This is a genomic window from Streptomyces sp. KL109B, from assembly GCF_030766935.1.
Taxonomy (GTDB): Bacteria; Actinomycetota; Actinomycetes; order Streptomycetales; family Streptomycetaceae; genus Streptomyces.
The window spans coordinates 366335-385124 of the sequence record NZ_JASERL010000007.1 but is presented as its reverse complement, the minus strand read 5'-3'; the positions used below and the strand labels follow the sequence as shown (position 1 = coordinate 385124).

Annotated in this window: 18 protein-coding genes; 14 read left to right on the top strand and 4 right to left on the bottom strand. The window is 71.6% G+C overall.

What is annotated here, in order from left to right; all coding sequences use genetic code 11:
- Nucleotides 1-15: 15 nt before the first annotated feature.
- Nucleotides 16-639 (bottom strand): TetR family transcriptional regulator, encoded by a 624-nt coding sequence (locus RBJ65_RS25360; RefSeq protein ID WP_306318845.1) that lies wholly within the window; start codon nt 637-639, stop codon nt 16-18.
- Between the two features lie 100 nt (nt 640-739).
- On the opposite strand from RBJ65_RS25360, the gene RBJ65_RS25355 reads away from it, so the two are divergent.
- From RBJ65_RS25355 to RBJ65_RS25345, 3 genes are all read left to right on the top strand, one after another.
- A complete protein-coding gene (locus RBJ65_RS25355) occupies nt 740-895 on the top strand; it encodes a hypothetical protein (RefSeq protein ID WP_306318844.1) in 156 nt (51 codons plus the stop codon).
- Between the two features lie 27 nt (nt 896-922).
- Nucleotides 923-1219 (top strand): hypothetical protein, encoded by a 297-nt coding sequence (locus RBJ65_RS25350; RefSeq protein WP_372341260.1) that lies wholly within the window; start codon nt 923-925, stop codon nt 1217-1219.
- Nucleotides 1220-1316: 97 nt separating this feature from the next.
- The gene (locus RBJ65_RS25345) at nt 1317-2486 is read left to right on the top strand and encodes a cysteine desulfurase family protein (protein ID WP_306318843.1); all 1170 of its coding nucleotides are present in this window, start codon (nt 1317-1319) and stop codon (nt 2484-2486) included.
- 25 nt (nt 2487-2511) lie between these two features.
- Here RBJ65_RS25345 and RBJ65_RS25340 read toward each other — a convergent pair whose 3' ends face one another.
- Nucleotides 2512-3207 (bottom strand): N-acetylmuramoyl-L-alanine amidase, encoded by a 696-nt coding sequence (locus RBJ65_RS25340; RefSeq protein ID WP_306318842.1) that lies wholly within the window; start codon nt 3205-3207, stop codon nt 2512-2514.
- A gap of 84 nt (nt 3208-3291) precedes the next feature.
- On the opposite strand from RBJ65_RS25340, the gene mnmA reads away from it, so the two are divergent.
- Nucleotides 3292-4428 carry a tRNA 2-thiouridine(34) synthase MnmA gene (gene mnmA / locus RBJ65_RS25335; protein ID WP_306318841.1) on the top strand — a complete coding sequence of 379 codons (1137 nt, stop codon included), beginning with the start codon at nt 3292-3294 and terminating at the stop codon, nt 4426-4428.
- Nucleotides 4429-4447: 19 nt separating this feature from the next.
- On the opposite strand, the gene RBJ65_RS25330 is transcribed toward mnmA, so the two are convergent.
- Nucleotides 4448-4906, bottom strand: coding sequence for a hypothetical protein (locus RBJ65_RS25330; RefSeq protein ID WP_306318840.1), 459 nt, complete (start codon nt 4904-4906; stop codon nt 4448-4450).
- 57 nt (nt 4907-4963) lie between these two features.
- The gene (locus tag RBJ65_RS25325) at nt 4964-5293 is read right to left on the bottom strand and encodes a DUF427 domain-containing protein (RefSeq protein WP_306318919.1); all 330 of its coding nucleotides are present in this window, start codon (nt 5291-5293) and stop codon (nt 4964-4966) included.
- Between the two features lie 145 nt (nt 5294-5438).
- On the opposite strand from RBJ65_RS25325, the gene RBJ65_RS25320 reads away from it, so the two are divergent.
- The 10 genes from RBJ65_RS25320 (at nt 5439) to RBJ65_RS25275 (ending at nt 18774) form a co-directional block, all read left to right on the top strand.
- Complete coding sequence (locus tag RBJ65_RS25320; protein ID WP_306318839.1) at nt 5439-5984, top strand: TIGR00730 family Rossman fold protein; 546 nt, start codon at nt 5439-5441, stop codon at nt 5982-5984.
- Between the two features lie 7 nt (nt 5985-5991).
- Nucleotides 5992-6690: an SDR family oxidoreductase gene (locus tag RBJ65_RS25315; protein ID WP_306318838.1), complete on the top strand. Its 699-nt coding sequence runs from the start codon at nt 5992-5994 to the stop codon at nt 6688-6690.
- Between the two features lie 42 nt (nt 6691-6732).
- On the top strand, nt 6733-7752 hold the full coding sequence (locus RBJ65_RS25310) for a methionine synthase (RefSeq protein ID WP_306318837.1): 1020 nt from the start codon (nt 6733-6735) through the stop codon (nt 7750-7752).
- Nucleotides 7753-7794: 42 nt separating this feature from the next.
- The gene (gene ligA, locus RBJ65_RS25305; RefSeq protein ID WP_306318836.1) at nt 7795-9996 is read left to right on the top strand and encodes an NAD-dependent DNA ligase LigA; all 2202 of its coding nucleotides are present in this window, start codon (nt 7795-7797) and stop codon (nt 9994-9996) included.
- A gap of 1332 nt (nt 9997-11328) precedes the next feature.
- On the top strand, nt 11329-13371 hold the full coding sequence (locus RBJ65_RS25300) for a bifunctional diguanylate cyclase/phosphodiesterase (RefSeq protein ID WP_306318918.1): 2043 nt from the start codon (nt 11329-11331) through the stop codon (nt 13369-13371).
- A 441-nt stretch (nt 13372-13812) separates the two neighbouring features.
- Entirely contained in the window at nt 13813-14109 is a 297-nt protein-coding gene (gene gatC / locus RBJ65_RS25295; RefSeq protein WP_016432511.1) for an Asp-tRNA(Asn)/Glu-tRNA(Gln) amidotransferase subunit GatC, read from the top strand.
- 6 nt (nt 14110-14115) lie between these two features.
- Nucleotides 14116-15609: an Asp-tRNA(Asn)/Glu-tRNA(Gln) amidotransferase subunit GatA gene (gene gatA / locus RBJ65_RS25290; RefSeq protein ID WP_306318835.1), complete on the top strand. Its 1494-nt coding sequence runs from the start codon at nt 14116-14118 to the stop codon at nt 15607-15609.
- Nucleotides 15606-15845 carry a hypothetical protein gene (locus RBJ65_RS25285; RefSeq protein WP_306318834.1) on the top strand — a complete coding sequence of 80 codons (240 nt, stop codon included), beginning with the start codon at nt 15606-15608 and terminating at the stop codon, nt 15843-15845. The genes gatA and RBJ65_RS25285 overlap by 4 nt, the downstream gene beginning before the upstream one ends.
- 19 nt (nt 15846-15864) lie before the next feature.
- The gene (gatB, locus tag RBJ65_RS25280) at nt 15865-17385 is read left to right on the top strand and encodes an Asp-tRNA(Asn)/Glu-tRNA(Gln) amidotransferase subunit GatB (protein ID WP_306318833.1); all 1521 of its coding nucleotides are present in this window, start codon (nt 15865-15867) and stop codon (nt 17383-17385) included.
- Nucleotides 17386-17535: 150 nt separating this feature from the next.
- Nucleotides 17536-18774 (top strand): arsenic transporter, encoded by a 1239-nt coding sequence (locus RBJ65_RS25275; RefSeq protein ID WP_372341269.1) that lies wholly within the window; start codon nt 17536-17538, stop codon nt 18772-18774.
- Nucleotides 18775-18790 lie beyond the last annotated feature (16 nt).

Here is an 18790-nt window from a genome sequence, read left to right as displayed (position 1 = left end):
CGTAACGCTAGTTGGTCATGACACATCGAGCCAGTGCTTTCTCCCGATCCGTACGAGACGGAGCTGGCGCCCGGCCCGGGCCGCCACCCGTTCGAACTCCTCGGCATCCGTCCCGAGCAGCAGCGATGCCGTCACCAGCATGTGATCGACGTACAGATTCGCCAGCATCGTCAGATCGTCGTCGCTCCAGCCCGCCGCGTCGGGATCGTGGCGCAGCGCCTCCCGGACCTCGACGGTGAACCGTTCGAGCTGCTCGCCGATCGCCTCGCGTACCCGCCGCACGCCGCCGTGCCGCTCGCGCGCGATGAAGCGGACGTGCGCCGGGTACGCGCGCACATGACGGGCGATCAGTTCGATGGCGCGCGCGATGCGTTCGTCGCTGTCCCACGTCTCGTTCAGCGCGTCGCGGATCACCGAGTGCAGGCTGCCGAGCGCCTCCTCGACCAGGGCGACCCCGAGGTCGGCCGTGCTGTCGAAGTGCCGGTAGAACGCGGTCGGGGTCACACCCACGGCGCGCGTCACCTCGCGGAGGCCGAGGCTGCTGAGGCTCTGGCCCTCCAGCAGTTCGAGCGCCGCGTCCAGGAGTGCCTGCCGGGTCTTCTGCTTCCGCGCCTGACGGGTGCCGCATGTGTGACTCATGTCATCCAGTTAACAACTGTTCTCTGTAATGAGGAAGTCGTGGCGCGAGCTAGACTCGTCAGTCAGTGAACAGTTGTAACCCTACTTCTGAGAGGTCCTCGTGCTGTTCCTCGTAGCGGCCCTCCTGCTGCTGGGCTTCGCGCTCGGCACCGTGGCCCACGCCCCGCTGCCCATCACGCTCGTCGCCGCCGCCGTCATCGGTGTCTGGCTGGCCGTCTTCGCGGTCCGCGAGCGTCACGCCCGCAATCGCGGCTGACACCGACACATCAAGGGGGTACCAACCATGCAGCTCACCGCACAGCCGCGCGCCGCGCAGCCGAAGGAGCGGACCCGTCCCGCAGGCCGCCGCGACACCGACGGCATGGCCGTCGCCTCGTTCGTGCTCGGCCTCGTCGGGCTGCTCGTCATGAACGTCTTCCTCGGCCCCGTCGCGATCGTCCTCGCGTCCCTCGCCCTGTGGCGCGGCACCGAACGGCGCGGCCGGGCCCTCCTGGGCCTCGGCCTCGGCGTGGCCGACCTCGTCGTGCTCGCCGCCCTCGTCGCGGCCGACGGCACGATGTCGTGGAGCATCGCGGGCTGAGCCGTAACCGGCTGAGGGGTAACCGGCCGAGCCGTAACCGGCCGAGCCGCACGCGGCGGCCGGGGCGCGGCGGGAGGCTCGTAGAATCGAGCCCACCATGGCTTACCTCGACCACGCCGCGACCACGCCCATGCTCCCGGAGGCGGTCGAGGCGATGACCGCCCAGCTCGCCGTCACCGGCAACGCCTCGTCCCTGCACGCCGCGGGACGCCGCGCCCGGCGCACCGTCGAGGAGTCCCGCGAGACCCTCGCCGCCTCGCTCGGCGCCCGGCCGAGCGAGGTCGTGTTCACCTCGGGCGGCACGGAGGCCGACAACCTCGCCGTCAAGGGCCTGTACTGGGCGCGCCGCGCCGCGGACCCGGCCCGCACCCGGGTCCTCGCCAGCCCCGTCGAGCACCACGCCGTCCTCGACGCCGTGCACTGGCTCGCCGAGCAGGAGGGCGCGAACGTCGAGTACCTCCCCGTCGACGCGCACGGCCGGGTGCACCCCGACGCGCTGCGCGAGGCGATCGAGCGCGACCCCGACGACCTCGCGCTCGCCACGGTCATGTGGGCCAACAACGAGATCGGCACGATCCAGCCGGTACGCGAACTGGCCGATGTGGCGGCCGAGTTCGGCATCCCGCTGCACGCCGACGCGGTCCAGGCCTACGGGCAGCTCCCGGTCGACTTCGCGGCCTCGGGCCTCGCCGCCATGACGGTCTCGGGCCACAAGATCGGCGGCCCCTACGGCATCGGCGCCCTCCTGCTCGGTCGTGAGTACAGCCCCGTCCCCGTACTGCACGGCGGCGGGCAGGAGCGGCACGTCCGCTCCGGCACGCTCGACGTCCCCGCCATCGCCGCCTTCGCCACGGCGGGCCGGATCGCGAGCGAGCGGCGCGAGTGGTTCGCCCGCGAGATCGGCGCGCTGCGGGACGCCCTCGTGGACGCCGTCCGCGCGGCCGTCCCCGAGGCGATCCTCGGCGGCGACCCCACGCCCGGCGGCCGGCTGCCCGCCAACGCCCACTTCACCTTCCCCGGCTGCGAGGGCGACTCCCTTCTGCTGCTCCTGGACGCGCAGGGCATCGAGTGCTCCACCGGCTCCGCCTGCACCGCGGGCGTGGCCCAGCCCAGCCACGTACTCCTCGCGACCGGCACGGACCCGGACCTGGCCCGCGGCACGCTCCGCTTCTCCCTCGGCCACACGACGACGAAGGCGGACGTGGAGTCGGTGGCGACGGCGATCGGACCCGTGGTGGAGCGGGCGCGGTCGGCGGGCCTGACGTAGGGCGGGCGCTGTCACGCCTTGGCTGTCACGCCTTGGCGGCGCCGTCCCGCTCGTACGCCGCCTTCACCAGGCGTATGTACCGGTCCCAGTCCCAGTGCGGCCCGGGATCGGTGTGGTCGGTGCCCGGCACCTCGACGTGCCCGATGATGTGCTTCCGGTCGACCGGCATGTCGTAGCGCCTGCATATCCGGGCGGTGAGCCGCGCCGACGCCTCGTACATGGCGTCGGTGAAGTCCTCGGGCCGGTCCACGAAGCCCTCGTGCTCGATGCCGACACTGCGCTCGTTGTAGTCCCGGTTCCCGGCGTGGAACGCGACGTCCAACTCCCGGATCATCTGCGCGATATGGCCGTCCTGCCGCACTACGTAGTGCGCGGCCGCCCCGTGCCACGGATCCTTGAAGACCTTCAGCGTCCCCTGGTAGCTGCCCTGGGTGACGTGAATGATGACGCGGTCGATCGAGTAGTCGTCCGGACGGTCCGCCCGCCGCCAGTTCGCCGCCGCCGCGGCCACCCACTCCGCGCCCTTGAAGTCCACCGCGCCGGCCTCGCGCGGCTTGTCGACCCCCGGCATCTGCCACCACATGCGGGCGAGATCGCCGCGCGCCAGCAGCCCGACGCCCACCGCCGACGCGGCCCCGCCGATGATCAACGTCCGCCGGCTGACCCCACGGTCCCGGTCCCCGCCGCGGCCCTTCCCCGACCCGGCTCCCTGCTTCCCCATGTGACGCCCCCGTCAGTCCCGTACGAGATCCACAACGGATAACCGAACGATTCGGTTCCCACGGGCCCGTACCCTGTTAGTGCTATGACTTCGCAGACCTCGACGCTCCCTGCCGACCGCCCGCTCCGCGTACTCGCCGCCATGTCCGGCGGCGTGGACTCCGCCGTCGCGGCGGCCCGCGCCGCCGAAGCGGGCCACGACGTGACGGGCGTACACCTCGCGCTCTCGGCGAACCCGCAATCGTTCCGCACGGGCGCGCGTGGCTGCTGCACCATCGAAGACTCCCGCGACGCGCGCCGCGCGGCCGACGTCATCGGCATCCCGTTCTACGTGTGGGACCTCGCCGAGCGCTTCCGCGAGGACGTCGTCGAGGACTTCATCGCCGAGTACGAGGCCGGGCGCACGCCCAACCCGTGCCTGCGCTGCAACGAGAAGATCAAGTTCGCCGCGCTCCTCGACAAGGCGCTCGCCCTCGGCTTCGACGCAGTCTGCACCGGCCACTACGCGCAGGTCGTCGTCAACGAGCGGGGCGAGCGCGAGCTGCACCGCGCCGCCGACATGGCCAAGGACCAGTCGTACGTCCTCGGGGTCCTCGACGACCGGCAGCTCGCCCACGCGATGTTCCCGCTGGGCGACACGGAGACGACCAAGGAAGAGATCCGCGCGGAGGCCGAGCGCCGCGACCTCGCGGTCGCCAAGAAGCCCGACTCGCACGACATCTGCTTCATCGCCGACGGCGACACCCAGGGCTTCCTCGCCGGCCGCCTCGGCAAGGCGGAGGGCGACATCGTCGACGAGGCGGGGACGAAGCTGGGCACTCACGAGGGCGCCTACGGGTACACCATCGGCCAGCGCAAGGGCCTGCGCATCGGCACCCCCGCCCCCGACGGCAAGCCGCGCTACGTCCTGGACATCTCCCCGGTGAACAACACGGTCACGGTGGGCCCGGTCGACTCCCTCGACGTCACGGCCCTCACCGCGATCAAGCCCCGCTGGTGCGGCGCCGCCCCCTCGGGCCCCGGCACGTACACCGCCCAACTCCGCGCCCACGGAGGCGAGACCGAGGTCCGCGCGGAGCTGGTCGACGACGAGCTGCGGGTCTCCTTCACGGAGGCCGTCCGCGGCGTGGCCCCGGGGCAGGCGATCGTGCTGTACGACGGCACGCGCGTGGTGGGCTCGGCGACGATCGCGACGACGGAGCGGGCCGCGGCGGTGGCGTAGGCCCCGTCGTGGCAGCCTGCTACCTCCCTTGGAGGTAGTGGTGCAGGACGCCCGGCAGATCCGTGAGCCACTGCGTGGCCTGGGACTTGCGGCGGGCCCGCACCCGGCACTCGTAGACCGGCCCCTGCGCCGTCACCGCCGCCACGGACAGGCCCTGCGGCAGCGGCTGGAACTGCACGGTGCGCAGCTGCGCCCACGGCAGGTCGATGGCGTGCGGCCCCTGCTCGAAGTGCACGCCCTCGGCGTCCACGACCACGCCGTTGTACTCGTCGGCCGCGATGAACTCGGGGCCCGCGGCCTGGGCCGGAGGAACGCCCGGCGGCATCGGGGGAGCGGCGGGCGCCGCGGGTGGACCGGGCGGAGCGGGCGGAGCGGGCGGGACCGCCGGAGGGTGCGGCGGCGGCGCCGGGGCGAACGGCGGTGGGGGAGCGCCGAACCCGCCCGTCGGAACGTTCTGCTGCCCGTCTCCGTGAGTCATGCCGCCTCACCCTCCGCCTTGCGCCGTGTACCTCCTCATTCGACCACGCGCGCGTGGTTACGCGGCATCGACCTGCGTCTCGTAGAAGCACAGGTGGTCCTTGATGGCGGCCACGTCGCTCTTCGGTTCCGGATACGCCCACACCAGGTCCCGCGCCCCCGGCACCGACCAGTAGGAGGCGTCTCCCTTGAAGGGGCAGTGCGTAGTCGTGTTCGAGGGAGTCAGCAGCTCGGTCCGCACATCCTCCGGAGGGAGGTAGTAGCGCACCGGACAGCCGGTCTCCCGCAGCACCAGGGGACGCGTGCTCTCGGCGAGCACCCGCCCTTCGTGGACGACCCGCACGCGCTGCGAGCCCTGCTCGACGGTGATCGTGTGTCCTTGAGTCATGACTGTGTCAGCGCTCACAGTGGACGAGTTCTTCCCGGCCATGGCACTCGACCCCGCCGACCGGACCGAGGACATCGTGCGCCGGGTGCCTCTCGGGGGCCGGTGGCCGCGGTCCGCTGTCAGAGGCGGACCGTACGGTAGGGGCATGAACATCTGCGTCTTCCTCTCCGCCGCCGACCTCGACGAGCGTTACACCCGCCCCGCCCGCGAATTCGCCGAACTGCTCGGCAAGGGCGGGCACACGCTCGTGTGGGGCGGGTCCGAGAGCGGGCTCATGAAGGTCGTCGCCGACGGGGTGGCGGAGGCCGGCGGGCGGCTCACCGGGGTGTCCGTGGACTTTCTCGCCGCCAAGGCGCGCGCCGTGTCCGCGCCCGACGAGATGGTGATCGCGGGGGACCTCGCCGAGCGCAAGGCGCTGCTCCTGGAGAAGGCCGACGCCGTCGTGATCATGGTGGGCGGCACCGGCACCCTCGACGAGGCCACCGAGATCCTGGAGCTGAAGAAGCACGGCAAGACCGACAAGCCGATCGTGCTGCTGAACTCGGCCGGGTTCTACGACGGGCTCAAGGAGCAGTTCCGGCGCATGGAGGACGAGGGCTTCCTCCCCGTGCCCCTCACTGACCTCGTGTTCTTCGCCGAGGAGCCGGTCGGCGCCCTGGCTTACCTCGAGGAGTCGCGCGGCGTCGAGTAGTGCGAGCATGGCGGGCATGGCTACACATGTGATCACCGGCGCCGGTTCCGGAATCGGCGCCGCCGTCGCCCGCCGTCTGCACGAGCGCGGCGACGAGCTCTACCTCCACGCGCGCGACGCGGGCCGCGCCAAGGAGCTCACCGCCGAGTTCCCCGGCGCCAAGTCGCTCGTCGGCGACCTCGCCGACCCGGACAAGCTGTCCTGGGCGTTCTCGCACCAGACGCTGCCCGACCGCGTCGACTCGCTGCTGCACATCGCGGGCGTCGTCGACCTGGGCAAGGTCGACGAGCTGACCCCGAAGTCCTGGCGCAACCAGCTCAACGTCAACCTGATCGCCCCGGCCGAGCTGACCCGCCACTTCCTGCCCCAACTCCGTGTCGCCCAGGGCCACGTGGTCTTCGTGAACTCCGGCTCCGGCCTGAACGCGCACGCGGGCTGGTCCGCGTACGGCGCCTCCAAGCACGGCCTCAAGGGCCTCGCGGACGCGCTGCGCGAGGAGGAGCACGGCAACGGCGTGCGCGTCACCTCCGTCTACCCCGGCCGCACCGCGAGCGCCATGCAGGCCAAGGTGCACCAGCAGGAGGGCAAGGAGTACGACCCGGAGCGCTGGATCGACCCCGAGTCCATCGCCACGGCGATCCTCATGGCGGTCGACCTGCCGCGCGACGCCGAGGTCAACGACCTCACGGTGCGCCCCGGCCGCTGACGCGCCGCCCGCCCGGCGGCCGGCGTTACGTACCCTTCCTGCGTGAGTGAAAAGAGCGACTTCAGGTGGGGGCCGGCCACGGGCGTCGGCTCGATGCCCGGTGGCGACGCCCGCGAGGCCGCCAAGACCGTGACCGGCAGCTTCGAGGGCCCCGAGCAGGGCATGCCGTACCTCGCCGAGCTGCCCGCGCGCGGCCCGGGCGCCGACATGATCGGCCGCACGGCCGGACTGCTGGTCGACCTCTACGCGCGCGTGGAGCCCAGCGGCTGGCGGATCGGTGACCGGCCCGGCCGGGACACCAAGCGCGCCAGGTCCTGGCTCGGCGAGGACCTCGACGCCCTCGAAGAATTCACGCAGGGGTACGAGGGGCCGCTGAAGGTGCAGGCCGTCGGGCCGTGGACGCTCGCCGCCGCCCTGGAGTTGAGGAACGGCGAGGCCGCCCTCTCCGACCTCGGAGCCTGCCGCGACCTCGCCGCGTCCCTCGCCGAGGGCCTGCGCGCCCACCTCGCCGACGTACGCCGCCGCGTCCCCGGCGCCCAGCTGATGCTCCAACTCGACGAGCCGTCCCTCATCGCCGTGCTGCGCGGCCAGATCAAGACCGCCAGCGAGTACCGCACGCACCGCGCCGTCGACCGCCAGCTCGTCGAGAGCGCGCTGCGCGACGTGATGAACGTGCTCGACGACGGCCCGCGCATGGTCCACTCCTGCGCCCCCGACGTCCCGTTCGCCCTGCTGCGCCGGGCCGGCGCGGACGCCGTCTCCTTCGACTTCTCGCTGCTCACCGAGCGTGACGACGACGTGCTGGGGGAGTCCGTCGAGGCCGGTCTGCGGCTCGTCGCCGGTGTCGTGCCGGGCGTGGACGGCGAATTGTCAGACCCTGCCGGTAGCGTCATGGGTGTCAGGACGCTGTGGCGCAGGCTGGGGCTGAATCCGGGTTCGCTCGCGGACTCGGTGGTGCTCACGCCGTCGTGCGGCCTCGCGGGTGCCTCACCCGCGTACGCCCGCGAGGCCCTCGCCCACTGCGTCCGGGCGGCGAGATCACTTGCGGACAACCCTGAGTGACCGTGGACGAAAGCTGAAGAAGGCTAACGGGAGGACGAGACGGTGGCTGACGCACTGCAGAGCGAGGGTTCCGTGCCCGCCAAGGCGCGGGACGAGCACGCACAGCTGGCCGAGCAGATCGAGGAGCACCGCTTCCGGTACTACGTGAACGACGCTCCGGTCGTCTCCGACGCCGAGTTCGACAAGCTCCTGCGTTCCCTGGAGGCGCTGGAGGAGAAGCATCCCGAACTACGCACCCCGGACTCGCCGACCCAGAAGGTCGCGGGCCAGTACGAGACGGTGTTCACGTCCGTCGAGCACCGCGAGCGCATGCTCTCCCTCGACAACGCCTTCGACGACGAGGAGTTGGCGGCCTGGGCCGACCGCGTCGCCAAGGACGTCGGCGCGCCCGGCTACCACTTCCTGTGCGAGCTGAAGATCGACGGCCTCGCGGTGAACCTGACGTACGAGGACGGACGGCTCACGCGCGCGGCCACGCGCGGGGACGGCCGGGTCGGCGAGGACATCACGTCCAACGTCCGCACGATCGCGGAGATCCCGAACCGCCTCAAGGGCGAGAACATCCCGCCGCTCGTCGAGATCCGCGGCGAAGTCTTCTTCCCCATGGACAAGTTCGAGGAGCTGAACGCGCGGCTCGTCGAGGCAGGCGACAAGCCCTTCGCCAACCCCCGTAACGCGGCGGCGGGTTCACTGCGCCAGAAGGACCCGCGCGTCACGGCGACGCGCCCGCTGCACATGGTGGTGCACGGCATCGGCGCCCGCGAGGGCTTCGACATCGACCGCCTCTCGCAGGCGTACGACCTGCTGCGCGAATGGGGCCTGCCGACCACCAAATACAGCAAGGTCGTCGACGACCTCGAAGGCGTACGGAAGTTCATCGCGTACTACGGGGAGAACCGTCACTCCGTGGACCACGAGATCGACGGCGCCGTCATCAAGCTCGACGAGATCCCCCTCCAGGGCCGCCTCGGCTCCACTGCGCGCGCCCCGCGCTGGGCCATCGCCTGGAAGTTCCCGCCCGAAGAGGTCAACACCAAGCTGGTCAACATCCGCGTGGGCGTGGGCCGCACGGGCCGCGTGACGCCGTACGCGCAGGTGGAGCCGGTGACCGTCGCGGGCTCCGAGGTCGAGTTCGCGACGCTGCACAACCAGGAGATCGTCAAGAAGAAGGGCGTCTTCATCGGGGACACGGTCGTCATCCGCAAGGCCGGTGACGTCATCCCCGAGATCCTCGGCCCCGTCGCCGACCTGCGGGACGGCAGCGAGTACGAGTTCGTGATGCCCACCGAGTGCCCCGAGTGCGGCACGGAACTGCGGGCCATGAAGGAGGGCGACATCGACCTCCGCTGCCCCAACGCCCGCACGTGCCCTGCCCAGTTGCGCGAGCGCCTCTTCTACCTGGGCGGCCGCCAGTGCCTCGACATCGAGAACTTCGGGTACGTGGCCGCCGCCGCGCTCACCGGCCCGCTTGAGCCCGAGCAGCCGCCGCTCACGGACGAGGGCGACCTGTTCGACCTCACGATGGACCAGCTCCTGCCCATCAAGGCGTACGTCCTCGACCAGGACAGCGGACTTCCCAAGCGCGACCCGAAGACGGGCGAGGAGAAGGTCGCGGACATCTTCGCCACGAAGGCGGGAGAGCCGCGCAAGAACGCCGTCTCGATGCTGGAGCACATCGAGGCCGCGAAGACGCGCCCGCTGGCCCGGGTCATCAACGGCCTGTCGATCCGTCATGTCGGCCCGGTCGCCGCCGCGGCGCTCGCCCGCGAGTTCCGCTCCATCGACCGCATCGACCAGGCCACCGAGGAGGAACTCGCCGCCACGGACGGCGTCGGCGGAATCATCGCCGCCTCCGTGAAGCAGTGGTTCGCCGAGGACTGGCATCGGGAGATTCTGCGGAAGTGGCGTGAGGCCGGTGTGAGGATGGAGGAGGAAGGGGCGGGTGAGGACGAAGGGCCGCGACCGCTCGAAGGACTCACGGTCGTGGTCACCGGAACGCTCCAGAAGTTCACGCGGGATGGCGCAAAAGAAGCCCTGCAGAGCAGAGGCGCCAAGGTGACGGGTTCCGTTTCGAAGAAGACGTCGTTCGTGGTCGTCGGGGACAACCCCGGTTCCAAGTACGACAAGGCCATGCAGGTAAAGGTTCCGGTTCTGGACGAGGACGGGTTCGCCGTCCTGCTGGAACAGGGGCCCGATGCCGCCGCCGACGTGGCGCTCCCCGCCGAGGAGGAGACCGCCGAGTAGCGGCCGCGGGTCACTCGAACGGCGCATACCAGACGCAGCCGGAAAGCCAGGGCCTATTCGGGCAACCGTGCCCGGGCGCGTCCGTCTGGTGCCCGTGGAAGCCTTCTGCGGCCTACTGTTGAGGTGTGCGCCTGCCGAGTCCTGCTGCGGATGGGGCAAATCCTCGCTCACTTGAAGGCGAGGAAAGCGGGCAGCGGACGGAGAGTGCCGCCGGCAGTGAGAGGGACGGGAATGGAACCGACCGAGAGCGCCGCCCCGGACTCACGCCTGCGCCCGCGTCGTCGTGCACGGCGCGACCCGGCACGGCGTCCCGACCGCGGCGACGGAGTCGACGGCAGCGAAAGCGGTCACGGGGAGAACGAGCGCGGTGGTGTGGTGAACTGGCGCAAATGGTGGCGCGGAGGCGTACTCGCCTTCGGCGCCGATCGGACCGGCGGGGCGGCGGCCCCGGCCGCGAACAGGGCGGTGCCCGGCGTGGCCGGTGCCGAAGTTACGGGCCACGAAGGGCCGGTGGGGCGCGGGGCGGACGACCGCCCGGCGAGTTCCGCCGCACCGGGGCCCACCCCCCTTGCGGACAACGGCAGTTCGGCCGACGAGCCGGAACACACCTCGGCCGCGAACACGCTGCCGAGCCGCACCACGCAGGTCGAGGACACGCACGGCGAGCCTTCTTCCGGCCGCCGTGGCGGGGCCGGTGACGGTGCCTCCGGTGGTGGTGCGTCCGGTGGTGGTGCGTCCGGTGGTGGCGCGCCCCGTGGTGGTACGTCCGGTGGTGGCGCGCCCCGTGGTGGTGCGTCTGGTGATGGTGCGCCCCGTGGTGGTACGTACGGTGACGGTGCGTCTGGTGGCGGTGCGTCCGATGACGGGCGCTTTGGTGTGCGTGCGACGAACGACGGCCTGTCCGTCGACCGCGGCGCCCACGAATTCCCTTCCAGCGACCTGCCGTCCCGGGACCGTGACCTGCCGTCCCGGGACCGTCCGTCCGGCGCCCTTCCGCCCAGGGATCTTCCGTCCGGCAACCTCTCGCCCAGCAACCTTCCGTCCGGCAACCGTCCGTCCGGCGCCCTCCCGCCCAGCGACCGTCCGTCCGGCAACCTCCCCTCCAGGGATCTTCCGTCCGGCGATGGCGCGCGGGACGAGCACGCGGCGGTGTCCGCCCGCTCCGCCAGTCCTGTTCGTCCCGGCGGCAGGCCCGCCCGGCCGGGGAAGGGGGCGCCGGCCGCGCCGCTTCCAGGAGCCCTTCCCTCGGGTGGCCGGGTCGGGGTGGCGACGCCCGCGCGCAATCAGTACCAGCACGTCGCCGGGCAGCCGGAGGCCTCGCGTGCCGCGCTCGTGCCGCTGCTGCCCGGCGTGGTGGTGGCGCTGGCCGCCGTGGTGCTCGGCGCCGGCTTCTACTGGGCGTTCGCGGAGCAGCACGCGCTCTTCCCGTCCGGCACGGTCGGCTGGTGCCTGGCGATCCTGACCGGGATCATCGTCGGCCACCTCGTCGCGCTCGGCCGCGACCGCTGGTGGGGCGGCACCGGATCCGGCGCCGCCCTCACCCTCGCCGTACTGCTCCTGTACGGCTGGGTGCCCGCGGGCATGGTCAGCCTCACGGTCGTCGTGCTCGTCGGCATCGCCCGCAGGCACTGCTGGCGCCAGGGGCTGCTGCACGGCGCGATAGACATCCTCGGTATCGGGGCGGGCGCCCTCGTCCTCGCCGCGTTCGGCCGCGTACCGTCCGTCGAGACGCCGTGGAAACCGGAGGACTGGGACCTCGCCACGGTGCCGGAGGTGGCCCTCGCGGCGATCGCGTATCTGCTGATCACCCGCACCCTGCTCTGGTACGTGCATGCACCACCGAACTCGGGGCTTCCGACCGTCGCCCGTACCGCGCTCGTGCGACAGGGCCTGGTCGCCGTCGCGCTGCTCGGGATCGCGCCGCTGATCTGCGTCGTCGCGATCGCGCTTCCGGTGCTGCTGCCGCTGTTCGCGATCCCGCTGATCGCGCTCGACTCCACGCTGTGGATCGCCCGGGCCCGCGCCGAGGAGCAGCTGCGCGATCCGCTCACCGGCCTCCCCAACCGGCAGTGGCTCCTCGAACGCACCTGGACCGCGCTCGACGACGCCGAGCGGATCGGGGTGCGCAGCGCGCTGATGCTGATCGACCTCGACCGGTTCCGGTCGGTCAACGACACGCTCGGTCATCTCGCCGGTGACCGGCTCCTGTTGCAGGTCGCGGATCGGCTGAGAGCGGCGCTGCCGCGCGGCGCGGAGGTCGCGCGGCTCGGCGGCGACGAGTTCGCCGTGCTGCTGCCGGTCGCCGACTCCACGACGTCCGCGACGCGCGTGGCCCGCAATCTCGTGGCCACGCTCGGCTCCCCTCTCGACCTGGACGGGCTGACCCTCGTACTGGAGGCGAGCGCGGGACTCGCCGTCTTCCCCGACCACGCGCTGGACGCGGAGGGCCTGCTGCGCCGGGCCGACGTCGCGATGTACCAGGCGAAGCGGGACCGCACGGGCGTCGAGGTGTACGAATCGAAGCGGGACTCCAACACCCCCGACCGGCTCGGCCTGTTGGGCGACCTGCGGCGCGCGCTCGACGCGGGCGAGGTGGCGCTGCACTACCAGCCGAAGGTCCGGTTCGACGGACAGGTGGCGGGTCTCGAGGCGCTCGTACGGTGGGTGCATCCGGAGCGCGGGAAGGTGCCGCCGGACGAGTTCATCGCCATCGCCGAGTCGTCCGGGCTCATGCCGCATCTGACGGAGTACGTCCTGGAGACCGCCCTCGCGCAGGTCGCGCGGTGGCGGGCGCAGGGGCTGCACGTTCCGGTCGCCGTGAACGTGTCGCCGCGCGACGTCCACACGCCGGGCTTCGCGGGAGCGGTCGCGGCGCGGCTTGCGCGGCACGGGGTCCCTGCCGGGTCGTTGCAGCTCGAGATAACGGAGCACGTACTCCTGGAGGACCCGCAGCGCGCCGCGGACACCCTGGCCGGGCTGACCGGGCACGGCGTGAAGATGTCGCTCGACGACTTCGGTACGGGTTACTCGTCGCTGGTGCACCTGCGGCGGCTCCCGGTGAGCGAGCTGAAGATCGACCGGTCGTTCGTGGCGCGGCTCGCCGTGGACAACGAGGACGCGGAGATCGTGCGGTGCACGGTCGACCTCGCGCACTCCCTCGGGCTGCTGGTCGTGGCGGAGGGCGTCGAGGACGACGAGACGTGGGAGCGGCTTCGGGACCTGGGCTGCGACGCGGTGCAGGGCTGGCTGGTCGCCGCCGCGATGCCGCCGGACGAGACGACGGCGTGGCTGCGGGCGCGCGGCGATCGGGGCTGGCAACGGTTGCCTGCGGCGCTTCCGGCGTCCCAGGTCGATGAGCGCGGGCCCCTCGGCTGAGGTGTGCCGCACCGGGGTGGGGGTCTGCCCTGGGCGGGCGGCGCGGGTGCCGCCGGCGGTGCGGGCCCCCGTGGCCGAGGTCGCGCAGTTCCCCGCGCCCCCAAGATGGTCACCCGTGGCCGAGGTCGCGCAGTTCTCCGCGCTCCCAAGATGGTCACCCGTGGCTGGCGTCGTGCAGTTCTCCGCGCTCCCAAGATGGTCACCCGTGGCCGAGGTCGTGCAGTTCTCCGCGCCCCCAGGGCGCCTACCCGTGGCTGAGGCCGACCCTGAGATGGCGCACGCAGTGCGCCTTTCAGGGGCGCGGGGAACTGCGCGCCCAGCCACGTGTGACCGGTACTCGGCGGGAACCGGGCCCCGCCCCCCTAAACCGTTTACCGACCACGGCGCCGCGCCCCATAGGATTGGGCCCAAACCGAGAAAACGCACCCCGTGAGGATCCGCATGCCTGGCATCACGCGCGAGGAGGTCGCCCACCTCGCCCGGCTGGCGCGTCTGGAGCTGAAGCCCGAAGAGCTCGACCACTTCGCAGGCCAGCTCGACGACATCATCGGCGCGGTCGCCCGCGTCAGTGAGGTCGCCGACCAAGACGTACCGCCGACTTCGCACCCGCTGCCGCTGACGAACGTCATGCGCAAGGACGAGGTCCGTCCGTCGCTCACCCCCGAGCAGGCGCTCTCCGGCGCCCCGGCCCAGGAGCAGCAGCGTTTCAAGGTGCCGCAGATCCTGGGGGAGGACTAACCCACCATGACGGACATCATCAAGCTCACCGCCGCCGAGATCGCGGCGAAGATCGCCTCCGGCGAGCTCACCGCCGTCGAGGTCACCGAGGCCCACTTGGCCCGGATCGAGGCCGTCGACGAGAAGGTGCACGCCTTCCTGCACGTCGACCGCGAGGGCGCCCTCGCGCAGGCCCGCGCCGTGGACGAGAAGGTCAAGAACGGCGAGAAGCTCGGCCCCCTCGCCGGCGTCCCGCTCGCGCTCAAGGACATCTTCGCCACCGAGGGCGTCCCCACCACGGCCGGTTCCAAGATCCTCGAGAACTGGATCCCGCCGTACGACGCGACGCTCACGAAGAAGCTGAAGGCCGCCGACGTCGTCATCCTCGGCAAGACCAACATGGACGAGTTCGCCATGGGGTCCTCCACCGAGAACAGCGCGTACGGGCCGACCGGCAACCCGTGGGACCTCACCCGGATCCCCGGCGGCTCCGGCGGCGGTTCCTCCGCCTCCCTCGCCGCGTACGAGGCCCCCCTCGCGATCGGCACGGACACCGGCGGCTCCATCCGCCAGCCCGCCGCCGTCACCGGCACCGTCGGCGTGAAGCCGACCTACGGCGGCGTGTCGCGGCACGGCCTGATCGCGTTCTCGTCCTCCCTCGACCAGGGCGGGCCCTGCGCCCGTACGGTCCTCGACGCGGCCCTCCTCCACGAGGCCATCGCCGGGCACGACCCGCTGGACTCCACGTCCATCGACGCCCCGGTCCCGGCCGTCGTCGAGGCCGCGAAGAACGGCTCCGTCGCCGGGATGCGCGTAGGCGTCGTCAAGCAGTTCCGCGGCGAGGGCTACCAGGCCGGTGTCGTGCAGCGCTTCGACGAGTCGGTCGAGCTGCTCAAGGAGCTGGGCGCCGAGGTCGTCGAGCTGGACTGCCCGACGTTCGACCTCGCCCTGTCCGCGTACTACCTGATCGCGCCGTCCGAGTGCTCCTCGAACCTCGCCCGGTTCGACGCCATGCGCTACGGCCTGCGCGCCGGCGACGACGGCTCGCACTCCGCCGAGGACGTCACCGCGCTGACCCGCGAGGCCGGCTTCGGCGACGAGGTGAAGCGCCGCGTCATCCTCGGCACGTACGCCCTGTCGAGCGGCTACTACGACGCGTACTACGGCAGCGCCCAGAAGGTGCGCACGCTGATCACGCGCGAGTTCGAGGCCGCCTTCGAGCAGGTCGACGTGATCGTCTCCCCGACGACGCCGACCACCGCCTTCCCGATCGGCGAGCGCACCGACGACCCGATGGCGATGTACCTCGCGGACGTCTGCACCATCCCGACGAACATGGCGGGCAACGCCGCGATGTCGCTCCCGTGCGGTCTCGCCCCCGAGGACGGACTGCCGGTCGGGCTCCAGATCATCGCGCCCGCGATGAAGGACGACCGCCTGTACAAGGTGGGGTCCGCCGTCGAGGCCGCTTTCGTGGAAAAGTGGGGACACCCGTTGCTCGAGGAGGCTCCGTCGCTGTGAGTGCAATCAACAAGGCCAAGGGCTTCAAGAAGTCCAAGTCCGGCACGTACCTGTCGATCGGGACGACCGCTTTCGGCGCGATCAGCGTCGCGAAGCAGATGAAGAAGGCGCGCACCGAGAACGACACGCTGCGTCTCGTGGACGGCGTCGTGTCCGCCGCCGCCATCGTCACCGGCCTCGCCCTGCTCGTGCGCGAGCTCAAGCGCCTGGGCGACGACGACGTCCTGCTGGGCTGAGAGGGAAGTTTCAGAAATCGTGACTGCCACGACCACGTCCGAGCTGATGGGGTACGAGGACGCGCTCGCGTCCTACGACCCCGTCATGGGCCTTGAGGTCCACGTCGAGCTCGGTACGAAGACGAAGATGTTCTGCGGCTGCTCCACCGAGCTGAAGCAGGACGCCAACAGCCAGACCTGCCCGACCTGCCTCGGCCTGCCCGGCGCGCTGCCGGTCGTCAACGAGATCGGCGTCGAGTCCGCCATCAAGATCGGCCTCGCGCTGAACTGCTCGATCGCCGAGTGGTGCCGCTTCGCCCGGAAGAACTACTTCTATCCGGACATGCCGAAGAACTTCCAGACCTCCCAGTACGACGAGCCGATCGCCTTCGACGGCTACCTCGACGTACAGCTGGAGGACGGGGAGGTCTTCCGCGTGGAGATCGAGCGCGCCCACATGGAGGAGGACACCGGCAAGTCGACGCACGTCGGCGGCGCCACGGGCCGCATCCAGGGCGCCTCGCACTCGCTGCTCGACTACAACCGCGCGGGCATCCCGCTCATCGAGATCGTCACCAAGCCCATCGAGGGCGCGGGCGAGCGGGCCCCCGAGGTCGCGAAGGCGTACGTCGCCGAGCTGCGCGAGGTCATCAAGGCGCTCGACGTGTCCGAGGCCCGTATGGACAAGGGCCAGATGCGCTGCGACGTGAACCTCTCCCTGCGTCCCAATGGGACCAAGGAGTTCGGCACGCGCTCCGAGACGAAGAACGTGAACTCCCTGCGTTCCGTCGAGCGTGCCGCGCGGTACGAGATCCAGCGCCACGCGGCCGTGCTGTCCTCCGGCGGATCGATCGTGCAGGAGACCCGGCACTTCCACGAGGAGGACGGCTCCACCACCTCCGGCCGCATCAAGGACAACGCCGAGGACTACCGGTACTTCCCGGAGCCCGACCTGGTGCCCGTCGCCCCGTCCCGCGAGTGGGTCGAGGCGCTGCGCGCCGAGCTCCCGGAGATGCCGCTGGCCCAGCGCAACCGGCTGATCGAGGAGTGGGGCATCAGCTCCCACGACATGCAGTCGATCCGCAACGCCGGCGCCGTCGCCCCGATCGTCGCCACCATCGCGGCCGGCGCCGACTCGGCGTCCGCCCGCAAGTGGTGGATGGGCGAGCTGGCCCGCTCCGCGAACGACCAGGGCGTCGAGCTCGGCGCCCTGCCGATCACCCCGGAGCAGGTGGCCCGCGTGTCCGAGCTGGTCGCCTCCGGTGACCTCAACGACAAGCTGGCCCGCCAGGTGATCGACGGCGTCCTGAAGGGCGAGGGCACGCCGGACGAGGTCGTCGAGAAGCGCGGCCTGAAGGTCGTCTCGGACGAGGGCGCGCTCACCGCGGCCGTCGACGAGGCGATCGCCGGGAACGCGGCGATCGCGGACAAGATCCGCGGCGGCAAGGTGGCCGCGGCCGGGGCCCTCGTGGGTGCGGTCATGAAGGCGACCCGGGGTCAGGCCGACGCGGCGCGCGTCAAGGAGCTGATCCTGGAGAAGCTGGGCGTCTCCGACGGCTGAGCCGTTCTTGGGCGGCGGGGCATCGGTCAGCCGGTGCCCCGCCGCCTTCCTGTGTCCACGTCGCGGGGCTCCGCCCCGGACCCCGCTGCTCAAACGCCGCAGGGGCTTGAAATGCGGGTCCCCGCGGAGGCCTGATTTGCCCGGAAGGGCCTGAACGTGCTCGTCTCCCTCGCCCTTCTCGCCGTCACCCTCGTCTTCGCGGTCCTCCGTCCCCGTAAATGGCCGGAGGCCGTGGTCGCGGTGCCTGCGGCAGCCGTGGCCGTGGCCACAGGAGAGGTCACGCCCGCCCACGCCTGGGCCGAGACCCAGGACCTCCTCCCGGTCGTCGGCTTCCTCGCCGGGATCCTCCTCCTCGCCCAGCTCTGCGCGGACGAAGGGTTGTTCAAGGCGGCGGGGGACGCGGTCGCCCGCGCCTGTCACGGCAGCCCGAAACGCATGCTCGGCGGCGTCTTCGCGGTGGCCGCCGGGATCACCGCCGTACTCAGCCTGGACGCCACCGTCGTGCTGCTCACCCCGGTCGTCTTCGCGACCGCGGCCCGCATCGGCGCGCGCCCGCGCCCGCACGTCTACGCGAGCGCCCACCTCGCCAACTCGGCGTCCCTGCTGCTCCCGGTCTCCAACCTCACGAACCTGCTGGCCTTCACGGCGAGCGGGCTCACGTTCACGCACTTCGCGGGGCTGATGGCGCTGCCGTGGCTGGTCGCGATCGGCATCGAGTACGCGGTGTTCCGCCGCTACTTCGCGGACGACCTGGCCGCGCCCGCGCACGATCCCGACCCCGAAGAGCCGCCCGGCGTCCCGCTGTTCACCCTCACGGTGCTCGCGCTCACCCTCGCCGGATTCGTGGTCACGTCGTTCGCGGGCATCGAGCCGCTGTGGGCCGCCTTCGCGGGCGCCGCCGTGCTCGGCACCCGGGCCCTCGCCCGCCGCCACAGCACCCCCGGCGAACTCCTCAAGGCGGCCAACCTCCCCTTCTGCCTCTTCGTCCTCGCGCTCGGCATCGTGGTCAAGGCCGTGGTCGACAACGGGCTCGGCGACGCCATCTCCCGCTTCCTGCCGGACGGTTCGTCCCTGCCCACGCTGCTCGCGATCGCCGGCGCCGCCGCACTCCTGTCCAACGTCATCAACAACCTCCCGGCGATCCTCGCCCTGCTCCCGGTCGTCTCCCCGATGGGCGCGGGCCCGGTGCTCGCCGCCCTGATCGGCGTCAACCTCGGGCCCAACCTCACGTACGTCGGCTCCCTGGCGACCCTGTTGTGGCGCCGCATCGTGCACGACCACGGCACGGAACCGGAGTTGGGCGAGTTCACGCGACTCGGGCTGCTCACCGTCCCCGCGACGGTGGTGGCGGCGACGGTGGCGCTGTGGGCCGGGCTTGCCGTGATGTGACCTCCGGGGCCCGAAG